Source organism: Streptomyces sp. NPDC059564 (assembly GCF_042735575.1).
Taxonomy (GTDB): domain Bacteria; phylum Actinomycetota; class Actinomycetes; order Streptomycetales; family Streptomycetaceae; genus Streptomyces.
The window spans coordinates 23,008-33,773 of sequence record NZ_JBHWBP010000056.1 but is presented as its reverse complement, the minus strand read 5'-3'; the positions used below and the strand labels follow the sequence as shown (position 1 = coordinate 33,773).

The 10,766-nt window shown below is 71.4% G+C and carries 8 protein-coding genes and 4 tRNA genes; 5 read left to right on the top strand and 7 right to left on the bottom strand.

What is annotated here, in order from left to right; translation table 11 throughout:
* The 4 genes from ACFV0Q_RS13310 to ACFV0Q_RS13295 form a co-directional block, all read right to left on the bottom strand.
* Nucleotides 1–1,843, bottom strand: a 1,843-nt coding sequence (locus ACFV0Q_RS13310; protein WP_385004604.1) for a DEAD/DEAH box helicase, incomplete at its 3' end; no start/stop codon positions are given.
* 987 nt (nucleotides 1,844–2,830) lie between these two features.
* Complete coding sequence (locus tag ACFV0Q_RS13305) at nucleotides 2,831–3,205, bottom strand: fluoride efflux transporter FluC (protein ID WP_385004602.1); 375 nt, start codon at nucleotides 3,203–3,205, stop codon at nucleotides 2,831–2,833.
* Nucleotides 3,202–3,687, bottom strand: coding sequence for a CrcB family protein (locus ACFV0Q_RS13300; protein ID WP_385004600.1), 486 nt, complete (start codon nucleotides 3,685–3,687; stop codon nucleotides 3,202–3,204). Before ACFV0Q_RS13300 ends, ACFV0Q_RS13305 begins: the two co-directional genes overlap by 4 nt.
* Nucleotides 3,684–4,034, bottom strand: coding sequence for a metallopeptidase family protein (locus ACFV0Q_RS13295; RefSeq protein WP_030225620.1), 351 nt, complete (start codon nucleotides 4,032–4,034; stop codon nucleotides 3,684–3,686). Before ACFV0Q_RS13295 ends, ACFV0Q_RS13300 begins: the two co-directional genes overlap by 4 nt.
* 104 nt (nucleotides 4,035–4,138) lie before the next feature.
* On the opposite strand from ACFV0Q_RS13295, the gene ACFV0Q_RS13290 reads away from it, so the two are divergent.
* The 3 genes from ACFV0Q_RS13290 (at nucleotide 4,139) to ACFV0Q_RS13280 (ending at nucleotide 4,420) form a co-directional block, all read left to right on the top strand.
* Nucleotides 4,139–4,211, top strand: a tRNA-Glu gene (locus ACFV0Q_RS13290).
* 39 nt (nucleotides 4,212–4,250) lie between these two features.
* A tRNA-Asp gene (locus tag ACFV0Q_RS13285) sits at nucleotides 4,251–4,324 on the top strand.
* 22 nt (nucleotides 4,325–4,346) lie between these two features.
* Nucleotides 4,347–4,420: transfer RNA gene (locus ACFV0Q_RS13280), tRNA-Phe, on the top strand.
* A 41-nt stretch (nucleotides 4,421–4,461) separates the two neighbouring features.
* Here the strand turns inward: ACFV0Q_RS13280 and ACFV0Q_RS13275 are convergent.
* The 3 genes from ACFV0Q_RS13275 to ACFV0Q_RS13265 are packed head-to-tail and all read right to left on the bottom strand — an operon-like array spanning nucleotide 4,462 to nucleotide 6,454.
* Nucleotides 4,462–5,286 carry a cytochrome c biogenesis CcdA family protein gene (locus ACFV0Q_RS13275; protein WP_385004598.1) on the bottom strand — a complete coding sequence of 275 codons (825 nt, stop codon included), beginning with the start codon at nucleotides 5,284–5,286 and terminating at the stop codon, nucleotides 4,462–4,464.
* Nucleotides 5,283–6,026 carry a DsbA family protein gene (locus ACFV0Q_RS13270; RefSeq protein WP_385004596.1) on the bottom strand — a complete coding sequence of 248 codons (744 nt, stop codon included), beginning with the start codon at nucleotides 6,024–6,026 and terminating at the stop codon, nucleotides 5,283–5,285. The genes ACFV0Q_RS13275 and ACFV0Q_RS13270 overlap by 4 nt, the downstream gene beginning before the upstream one ends.
* 53 nt (nucleotides 6,027–6,079) lie before the next feature.
* Nucleotides 6,080–6,454, bottom strand: coding sequence for a hypothetical protein (locus ACFV0Q_RS13265; RefSeq protein WP_385004594.1), 375 nt, complete (start codon nucleotides 6,452–6,454; stop codon nucleotides 6,080–6,082).
* 111 nt (nucleotides 6,455–6,565) lie between these two features.
* Between ACFV0Q_RS13265 and hrpA the strand changes: the two genes are divergently transcribed.
* Together hrpA and ACFV0Q_RS13255 are read left to right on the top strand one after the other, a co-directional pair.
* Entirely contained in the window at nucleotides 6,566–10,504 is a 3,939-nt protein-coding gene (gene hrpA / locus ACFV0Q_RS13260) for an ATP-dependent RNA helicase HrpA (RefSeq protein WP_385004592.1), read from the top strand.
* Between the two features lie 70 nt (nucleotides 10,505–10,574).
* A tRNA-Asp gene (locus tag ACFV0Q_RS13255) sits at nucleotides 10,575–10,648 on the top strand.
* Nucleotides 10,649–10,766: the final 118 nt, after the last annotated feature.

The window sequence follows — 10,766 nt, the reverse complement described above, 5'->3', positions numbered from 1 at the left end:
AACCACCCGACGGACGGTCGTCGCGGCGGAAGCCACCACGGTCGCCACCACGGTCATCGCGGTTGAAACCACCGGACGGACGGCCACCGCGGTCGCCGCGGTCGTCGCGGCGGAAGCCGCCACGGTCGCCACCGCGGTCACCGCGGTCGCCACCACGGTCGCCGCCGCGGTTGTCGCGACGCTCGAAGTTGCCGCGGTCGTCGCGCTGGGCGCGCTGCTCCTCGCGGCGCTCCTGCGCGGCCAGTTCGGCGGCAGCGGCGGCAGCGGCAGCCGCGACCTCGGCCTCGGCGGCCTCGGCCACCTCGGCGACAGCGGCCTCCGGGTCCTCGCCGCGCTCACGGGCGGAGCGGGCGACGAGGCGGTCGGCCTCCTCGCGCAGCTCGATGGCACGGCGCGACAGGCGCTCCAGCTGCTTGGTGAGGTCGGCGACCTCACGCTCGGCCTGCTTGGCCGCGTTGTTCGCGGAGTCGGCCTGGACCTGGGTGAGCGAACGCGCACCGGTGATCTCGGCGACCTCGGGGTCGAAGGCGCCGACGCCCTGGACGATGTGGCGCGAGGCGTCGACGCCCGCGTCCTCCATCAGGCGGAAGATCTGGCGGCGCTGGTGCGGCAGGGCCAGGGAGACCACGACGCCCGACTTGCCGGCACGGGCGGTACGGCCCGAGCGGTGCAGGTAGTCCTTGTGGTCGCCGGCCGGGTCCACGTTCAGGACCAGGTCGATGCCGTCGACGTGGATGCCGCGGGCGGCGACGTCGGTGGCGACGAGGGCGTTGACGTAGCCGTCCTTGAAGTCCGCGAGGACGCGGGTGCGGGCACCCTGCGTCATGCCGCCGTGCAGCGCGTCGGCCTTCACGCCGGCCTCGATGAGCTGCTCGGCGATGCGGTCGGCGCCCAGCTGGGTGCGGACGAAGATGATGGTGCGGCCCTTGCGGGCGGCGATGGCGGCCGTGACCGGCGCCTTGTCCTTCGGCTTCACGACGAGGACGTGGTGCGTCATGGTCGTGACGTTGCCCTGGGCGCTGTCGACCTCGTGCGTGACGGGGTTCGTCAGGTAGCGCTTGACCAGGGTGCCGATCTCGTTCTCCATGGTGGCGGAGAAGAGCATGCGCTGGCCGCCGCCGGGGATCTGGTCGAGCAGCTCGGTGACCTCGGGCAGGAAGCCCAGGTCGGCCATCTGGTCGGCCTCGTCGAGGACGGCGATCTTGACGTTCTCCAGGGAGCAGGCGCCGCGGTTGATGATGTCGCGCAGGCGGCCCGGGGTGGCGACGAGGACGTCGACACCGCGCTCCAGGGCGTAGATCTGGTTGCTCATGGAGGTACCGCCGCAGACGACCTTCATCTTCAGGCCGAGGACGTCGCCGTAGGGCTGGAGGGCGTCCGCGACCTGCATCGCGAGCTCACGGGTCGGCGTGAGGATGATCGCGCGGGGCTTCTTCTTCTCGGTGTGCCCGCCGGCCAGGGAGGCCAGGGTCGGGAGACCGAAGGAGAGGGTCTTGCCGGAGCCGGTGCGGCCGCGGCCGAGGATGTCCTTGCCGGCCAGGGCGTCCGGGATGGTCGCGGCCTGGATCGGGAAGGGGGCGGTGACGCCGTTCTGCGCGAGCTTGCGGACGATGCCGTCCGGCAGACCGAGGTCGCCGAAGGTGATCGTGGGCTCGGCGTCGTCGTCGGCCTCGTCGTCGGAGGCGTCGAAGGCGGCGGGGGCGTCGTCGATGGAGTCAGAAGCGTCGGAGGTCACATCGGCCTCAAGGGCCTCGATGATCTCCTCCGCCTCGATGGCCTCCATGGCCTCGGTGACCGCGAGGGTCTCGGCGTCGACGATCTCGGTGGAGATGTTCTCGGGCATGACGGAACGGTCAGAACTGGAAATGGACATGCGAAATGCGAAACCTTCCGGAGTCTCGGCACGCGCCCAAACTCCGTGAATCGCAAATCGACCGCCTCAATGCGGTCAGCCACGGCTAGGGAGAGTACGCGCCACACGGCGCTCTTCGGATTCGGCGCCGGGCAATGGGATCAAACGATCTATAACCATACGCACCCTCCTGGGGGTCTGGCAAGTCGTTCCCGCAGAAACCCCTCTGACCTGCGACGACGCCCCGGGCGTGTGCTGCGTGCGACCCGGACGGACCGGGCGGATCCCCCGTGTTCTACGCCGTCGCGGCGGTCGGTTCAGGAGTCGGCGGGCTCGGCGGAGTGGGATCCGGCGGAGTGGGTTGCGTCACAGGCGGAGTCGGCTCCACCACCGGCGGGGTGGTGGCCGACCCACCGGATCCGCCCGACCCCGAACCCGAGCCGGAACCGGAGCCGCCGGAACCGGAACCCGACCCCGAGCCGGAACCAGAGCCCCCGGATCCGGAGCCCGAGCCGCCCGAACCGCCCCCGGAGGGCACCTGCCCGCCCTGCCCGCCGGCCCCGCCGCCCGGGCCGGCCGACGGCGAGGGCAGTCCCGGCTTCCCCGCGGGAGCGCCCGGGCTGGGGGAGGCCCCGGTCGCGCCGGAGGCCTTCCCGGGCTCCCCGGACTTGCCCCCCTGGTTCCCCGTACCGTCCTTCACGCCGTGCCCGTTGCCGTGGACCCCGGAGCCGTGGCCGGCGGTGGAGCCCTCGACCCCGGCGGTGTCCTTGCCGCCCACCGAAGCACCGGGCCCCGGCTTCGCTGCGTCCTCGCCGACGCTCATGCAGCCCGCCGTCGCCGCGACGGCGAGCGCGGAGACGGCCAGTCTGAGGGAAGCGGACAAAGGGCGCACAGGGGCACCTCCGGAACACTGCGGCGGGGTCCGCGTCGGTCGGGTCAATGAGCCCAACTCCCTTTACCCCGTAAGAGACACGCCCCTTACGCGAACAGCTGCCGGGCCACCTGCGACCCGAGGTGCACGGCACCCAGCCCGACCAGTACCGACGCCAGCACGTTCAGGGCGGCCAGGAACCGCCAGCCGCGCTCCGCCAGCCGCAGCGTCTCGTACGAGAAGGTCGAGTACGTGCTCAGCGCCCCGCACAGGCCCGTCCCGAGCAGCAGGACCGCCCGCGAGGAGCCCGCCCCGGCCAGCACCGCCCCCGTCACCACCCCCAGCAGCAGACAGGCGGCGGCGTTGACCACGAACGTCCCCCAGGGGAAGACCGAATCGTGGCGGGTCTGCACCGCCCGGTCGGCCAGGTACCGCAGCGGCGCCCCGACGACCGCGCCCGCCACCACCAGCAGCCAGTTCACCCGCGCCCCCGACGACCGGGCCGTACCGCCAGCCGGGTCGCCGAAGCCGCCGCCCAGACGGCCCCCAGCGCGGCCGCCACCGTGAGCACGGCGTACGCCAGCGCGACCCCCGCCTCCCCCTCGTCCAGCAGGCGCGAGAAGTCCACGGCGTACGTCGAGAAGGTGGTGAACCCGCCGAGCACCCCGACCCCCAAGAAGGGCCGCACCAGTGGATGGGGAGCGCTCCGCCCGCCCTCGCTGATCAGCACCATCAGTACGCCGATCAGCGCGCAGCCCGAGACGTTGACCCAGAAGGTGGCCCATGGAAAGGCCCCGGGCCCGGCCGGCCACAGCAGGCCGGCCCCGTAGCGCGCCGAGGCGCCCAGGGCCCCGCCCGCCGCCACCGCCGCGAGCACCCGGCCCTGCGGCTCCGCCCGCTGGGCGGGTACGTGGAGGTCGACATCGGGGTCGATCGCCTCGTCCCCCGGGACCGGCCGGGTCACCCGTAGCCCAGCGCGTGCAGCCGTTCGTCGTCGATCCCGAAGTGATGGGCGATCTCGTGCACCACCGTCACCTCCGTCTCGGCGACCACGCTCTCCCGGTCCTCACACATCCGCAACGTGGGGTTCCGGTAGATGGTGATGCGGTCGGGGAGCACCCCGGCGTACCACTCGCCGCGCTCCGTCAGCGGGGTCCCCTCGTAGAGCCCGAGCAGCTCGGGATCGTCGGCCGGCGGCTCGTCCTCGACGAACACCGCCACGTTGTCCATCAGCCGCGTCAGCTCCGGCGGGATGCGGTCCAGGGCCTCTGCGACGAGCTCCTCGAACTCCTCGCGCGTCATCTCCAGCACCCGGCCATTGTCGCTCCGGGGGAAACGGTTTTGGCGATAGCTCCCCGGATCCCATATGCTTCTCACGTCCCCGACGCGCTGGAAAGTGATTCGGCGGGCCTTTAGCCCTCATCGTCTAGTGGCCCAGGACGCCGCCCTTTCAAGGCGGTAGCACGGGTTCGAATCCCGTTGGGGGTACGCAACACCATGTGCGAGACTTGTTCTCGCACAATGCAAGGACCTGTGGAGCAGTTGGTTAGCTCGCCACCCTGTCAAGGTGGAGGTCGCGGGTTCAAGTCCCGTCAGGTTCGCTGAGGCTGGAAACGGTCTCGTGGCTGGGTAGCTCAGTTGGTACGAGCGATCGCCTGAAAAGCGATAGGTCGCCGGTTCGACCCCGGCCCCAGCCACAAAAAGAAGGCCCCGTCCCCCGGACGGGGCCTTCTGCGTGTCACCCCTCGCGCTCACCCCGCCGCCAGCGCACCAGCCCGAAGGCCGCCGCGCCCGCGCCGACCAGGCCCAGCAGCGCCCAGTCCGGCACCGCGTCGGCCAGCGAGCGCACCCGCTCCTCGACCGCGTACGAGTCGTCGACGTCGAGCAGCCCGGGCAGGGCGCTCGCCCCGTCGAAGGCCAGGAACAGCGTGCCGAGGGTGATGAAGAACAGCCCGGACAGCAGCGAGGTCGAGTGCGGCTCGAACCGGCCCAGCCGCAGGGGGCGCCCGCGCAGCCAGCGCCGGCGGCCGAGGTCGAACCGCTCCCAGAGCAGGGCCAGCAGGAACAGCGGCACGGCCATGCCGAGCGCGTACACCGCCAGCAGCAGGCCCCCGTAGACCGGGCTGCCGCTGACCGCCGCCACCGTCAGGACGCTGCCCAGGATCGGGCCGGCGCAGAATCCGGCCAGCCCGTAGACCGCGCCGAGGGCGTACACCGACAGGGCGGTGGTGGGGCGGATCCGCCCGGAGAGCTCGGTGATCCGCTTCGGCGCGAAGCCGAGGCCGAGGATCTGGGCGAGGCCGAGCGCGATGATCAGCCAGCCGCCGAAGAGCACCAGCCCCTCGCGGTTGCCGTGGAAGAACCGGCCCGCGTACGAGCCGGCCGCGCCCAGCGGTACGAGGGTGCTCGCGAGGCCCGCGTAGAAGATCCCGGTGCGTGCGAGGAGCCGGGTGGGGGAGTCGATCGAGTACGCGAAGAAGGCGGGCAGCAGCAGGGCGCTGCACGGGCTGAGCAGGGCGAGGAGGCCGCCCAGCAGGGCGGCCAGGTATCCGATGTCGGTCACGGCCGGGCCGCCGCCTTGGCGCGGGCGATGGCGGTCTCGAAGGCGGCCACCGGCTGGGCGCCGGCCAGGGGCTGTCCGCCGACGAGGAAGGAGGGGGTGGAGCTGACGCCGATGCGGTAGCCCTCCTCCTGGTCCCTGCGCAGTGCCTCGGCGGCCTGCGGGGAGGCGAGGTCGCGCTGGAAGCGCTCCAGGTCCGGGACGGCGGCCTCGCGGGCCAGCTCGGTCAGCCGCTCCTCGCCGAAGCCCTTCTCCTTGGCTCCGGCGGCGTACGCGGCCTCGTGGAAGGCGGCGAAGCGGTCCTGCTGTCCGGCGGCCCAGGCGGCCTTGGCGGCGGCCTCGGAGTCGGCGCCGAAGATCGGGAAGTTGCGCCACTCGATGCGCAGGGTGCCGTCCTCGACGTACTTCTTCACCAGGGCCGGCTCGGTGTCGCGGGCGAACTTGCCGCAGTACCCGCACTTGAAGTCGGAGTACTCGATGAGGACGACGGGCGCGTCGGGGCGGCCCAGGGCGAGCTTGTCCCCGGCTTCGCGGCGGGCCAGGGCCTTGAGTTCGGCGGCGGGGTCGTCGGTGCGGGGCGCGGAGCCGGCGGCGGAGGCCGTCTCGTGGGACTTCTTCCCGGTTCCGGTGGCCTGCCAGGAGACGAGGCCGAGGGTGATCGCGACGACGGCGACTCCGGCGGAGACCAGCAGGGGCGTGCGGGAGCGCTTGCGGGGGGACGGCTTGCGGGGTGAAGAGGACATACGGGTGCTCCAGGTGGTGCGGAGAGGGGAGGGGACCGGCGCAGCCGCTCCCCTTAAACCCTCAGCACCGAAAGCTCCACCGGCCCGGGCGCCGGCCGGTCCGGCCCGCGTACGTGGACCCGTACGGCCGCCGCGCAGTACGGGCGCGCCGCCCCGGGCACGGCCCCGCCCGGCGGGAGCTGCGCGTGCTCGGCCCCGGCCCGTACCGGCAGGGCGGGGACTCCGCCGTGGTCCGGGGCGCCGGGGGCGCAGGAGGGGCCCCGCTCCTGGAGGCCCGCCACGGCCGGGGCGGGCGCGGACCGCGCGGCGGCGGCCGTGGAGTGCGCGGCGGGCGCCGGGGCAGCCGCCGCGGGGACGGCCGCCGCCGTGCCCAGCAGCATCGCGAGTACGGCGGCCAGGAGGCACCACACGGAGCGACGGCGGGACAAGGTGGGCAGCCTCTCACTTGCGCGAACGGGGGGACTCGTCCCGAAATGGTACGGGGAGGGGCACAAATGCGTTCGCCACCCGCCGCGCCCAGGTGAGATCCTCGACCAGGTATGTCTACTTCCTTCGCCGCCCTGCAGACGCTTCTCGGTGAGATCTCCCTCCGTGACGCGCACCGCCTCGGCCGCCGCCTCGAAGGCGCCCGCCGCATCCGCAAGCCCGAGGCCAAGCAGGCCGTGCTCGACGAGATCGCCGCGGAGGCCGAGAAGGCCGCCGAGCGGCTCGCCGGCCGTGCCTCGCGCAAGCCGGAGGTCACGTATCCCGAGAACCTGCCCGTCAGCCAGAAGAAGGACGAGATCGCCGAGGCGATACGCGACCACCAGGTCGTGATCGTCGCGGGCGAGACCGGCTCCGGCAAGACCACGCAGATCCCCAAGATCTGCATGGAGCTGGGGCGCGGCGTCCGGGGCATGATCGGGCACACCCAGCCCCGCCGGATCGCGGCCCGCACGGTCGCGGAGCGCATCGCGGAGGAGCTGAAGTCCGAGATCGGGCAGACCGTCGGCTGGAAGGTCCGGTTCACCGACCAGGTGGACCAGGACGCGACCTTCGTGAAGCTGATGACGGACGGCATCCTGCTCGCGGAGATCCAGACGGACCGCGAGCTGCGCGCCTACGACACGATCATCATCGACGAGGCCCACGAGCGGTCGCTGAACATCGACTTCCTGCTCGGCTACCTGGCCACGCTGCTGCCGAAGCGTCCCGACCTGAAGGTCGTCATCACCTCGGCGACCATCGACCCGGAGCGGTTCTCCCGGCACTTCGGCGAGGCCCCGATCGTCGAGGTCAGCGGGCGGACGTATCCGGTGGAGGTCCGCTACCGGCCGCTCCTGGAGGAAGACTCCGAGGACGCCGACCGGGACCAGATCACCGCGATCTGCGAAGCCGTGGACGAGCTCCAGGCCGAGGGGCCGGGCGACATCCTGGTCTTCCTCTCCGGTGAGCGGGAGATCCGGGACACGGCGGACGCGCTGGAGAAGCGCAGGCTCCGCCTGACGGAGGTCCTCCCGCTCTACGCCCGCCTCTCGCACGCCGAGCAGCACCGGGTCTTCCAGCAGCACACGGGCCGCCGGATCGTCCTGGCGACGAACGTCGCGGAGACCTCGCTGACCGTCCCCGGCATCAAGTACGTGATCGATCCGGGCACCGCCCGCATCTCGCGCTACAGCCACCGCACGAAGGTGCAGCGGCTGCCGATCGAGCGGATCTCGCAGGCCAGCGCCAACCAGCGCAAGGGCCGCTGCGGCCGTACCAGCGACGGCATCTGCATCCGGCTGTACTCGGAGGACGACTTCCTCTCCCGGCCGGAGTTCACGGACGCGGAGATCCTGCGGACGAACCTGGCCTCCGTCATCCTCCAGATGACCGCGGCGGGCCTGGGCGAGATCGAGAAGTTCCCCTTCATCGACCCGCCGGACCACCGCAACATCCGGGACGGCGTGCAGCTGCTCCAGGAGCTGGGCGCGCTGGAGCAGGCGGAGAAGTCCGCCCAAGAGGGCAGGAAGGGGCAGCGGCTCACGCCGATGGGCCGCCAGCTGTCCCAGCTGCCGGTGGACCCGCGGCTGGCCCGCATGGTGGTGGAGGCGGACAAGAACAACTGCGTCCGCGAGGTGATGGTGATCGCGGCGGCCCTGTCCATCCAGGACCCGCGCGAGCGGCCCTCGGACAAGCAGACGCAGGCGGACCAGAACCACGCCCGCTTCAAGGACGAGACCAGCGACTTCCTCTCGTACCTGAACATGTGGCGCTACGTGCGCGAGCAGCAGAAGGAGCGCGGCTCGTCCTCGTTCCGCCGGATGTGCAAGCAGGAGTACCTGAACTTCCTGCGGATCCGGGAGTGGCAGGACATCTACTCGCAGCTGCGTACGGTCGCGAAGACGATGGGGATCCACGTCAACGAGGCCGACGGGGCCGAGACGAACATCCACATCTCGCTGCTGGCCGGCCTGCTGTCGCACATCGGTCTGAAGGACACCGACAAGAACGAGTACCTGGGCGCGCGCTCGGCCAAGTTCGCGATCTTCCCGGGCTCCTCGCTCTTCAAGAAGCAGCCGAAGTTCCTGATGTCGGCGGAGCTGGTGGAGACCTCGCGGCTGTGGGCCCGGGTGAACGCCAAGGTGGAGCCGGAGTGGGTGGAGCCGCTCGCGCAGCACCTGATCAAGCGCACGTACAGCGAGCCGCACTGGGAGAAGGACCAGGCGGCGGTGATGGCGTACGAGAAGGTGACGCTGTACGGCGTGCCGATCGTCGCCCAGCGGAAGATCAACTACGGGCGGATCGATGCCGAGGTCTCCCGCGAGCTGTTCATCCGCAACGCGCTGGTCGAGGGCGACTGGCGGACCCACCACAAGTTCTACGCGGACAACCGCAAGCTCCTGACCGAGGTCGAGGAGCTGGAGAACCGCGCGCGGCGCCGCGACATCGTGGTGGACGACGAGACCCTCTTCGACTTCTACGACCAGAAGATCCCGGAGCACGTGGTCTCGGGGGCGCACTTCGACTCCTGGTGGAAGCACAAGAAGCGCGAGGAGCCCGAACTCCTCGACTTCGAGCGCGAGATGCTGCTGACGGAGAAGGCGGCCGGCGTCACCAAGGCCGACTACCCGGACACCTGGCGGCAGGGGCAGCTGAAGTTCCGGGTGACCTACCAGTTCGAGCCGGGCGCGGACGCGGACGGCGTGACCGTCCACATCCCGCTCCAGGTGCTGAACCAGGTCACCGACGAGGGCTTCGACTGGCAGATCCCGGGCCTGCGCGAGGAGGTCGTCACGGAGCTGATCCGCTCGCTGCCGAAGCCGATCCGCCGGCACTACGTACCGGCGCCGAACTTCGCGACGCGCTTCCTCGACACGGCCGTACCCCTGCAGGAGCCGCTGCCGGTGACGCTGGCGCGCGAGCTGCACCGGATGGTCGGCGTCCCGGTCTCGGCCGAGGACTTCGACCTGAGCCGGATCCCGGACCACCTGAAGATCACCTTCCGGATCGTCGACGAGCGCCGCAAGAACCTCGCCGAGGACAAGGACCTGGAGGCCCTGCGGCTGCGCCTGAAGCCCAAGGCCCGCCAGGCCCTCTCCAAGGCCGCGGCCGCCACCGCCGAACGCGCGGGCGGGGAGTCGCTGGAGCGCACGGGGCTGACGGACTGGACGATCGGCACCCTGACCAAGGTCTTCGAGACCCGGCGTGCGGGCCAGCCGGTGAAGGCGTACCCGGCGCTGGTGGACGACGGCACGAGCGTGTCCGTACGGCTCTTCGACACCGAGATCGAGCAGCAGCGGGCCATGTGGCTCGGCACCCGGAAGCTGATCCTCCTCAACATCCCGGTGAACCCGGCGAAGTTCGCCTCGGACAAGCTCACCAACCAGCAGAAGCTGGCCCTGTCCAGGAACCCGCACGGCTCCATCCAGGCGCTGTTCGAGGACTGCGTGACGGCGGCGGCCGACAAGCTGATCGCCGACCACGGCGGACCGGCCTGGGACGAGGCGGGCTTCCGGAAGCTCTACGACGCGGTACGGGCCGACCTGGTGGACACGACCGTACGGACGGTCGCGCAGGTGCAGCAGGTGCTGGCGGCCTGGCAGGCCTGCGAGCGGCGCCTGAAGGCCACCAACAGCCTGGCCCTCATGGCGAACGTCGCCGACGTGAAGGCCCAGCTGGCGGCGCTGGTGCCGGCCGGCTTCGTGACGCTGGCCGGCCTGCGCCGGCTGCCGGACCTGATGCGCTACCTGGTGGCGGCCGACCGGCGGCTCCAGCAGATGCCGACGGGCGCCCAGCGCGACACCACGCGCATGGAGAAGGTCCACGAGATGCGGGACGAGTACCTGTGGCTGCTGGAGCAGCTGCCGAAGGGCCGTCCGGTGCCGGAGGCGGTCACCGAGATCCGCTGGATGATCGAGGAACTGCGGGTCAGCTACTTCGCCCACGCGCTCGGGACGGCGTACCCGATCTCGGACAAACGCATCGTGAAGGCGGTCGACGCCCTCGCTCCGTGATCGGGTTCGACCGCACCCCCTGACCTGCTGTACAGTGTCATTCGCAGCCGGGAAACCGGCCGCGAAACAAGGACCTGTGGAGCAGTTGGTTAGCTCGCCACCCTGTCAAGGTGGAGGTCGCGGGTTCAAGTCCCGTCAGGTTCGCAGAAACGTCAGGGCCCGTACCCCGCAAGGGATACGGGCCCTGACGCGTTGTCCGGTGCCGGCGCTGCCGGGCGCCGGGAGCGTACGGGGGCACCCTCGCGCTCCGTGATCATCCGGC

Coding starts and splice junctions, on each gene's coding strand:
- hrpA (WP_385004592.1), top strand. CDS start 6,566: ATGTCTACTTCCTTCGCCGCCCTGCAGACGCTTCTCGGTGAGATCTCC.
- ACFV0Q_RS13270 (WP_385004596.1), bottom strand. CDS start 6,026: ATGTCCTCTTCACCCCGCAAGCCGTCCCCCCGCAAGCGCTCCCGCACG.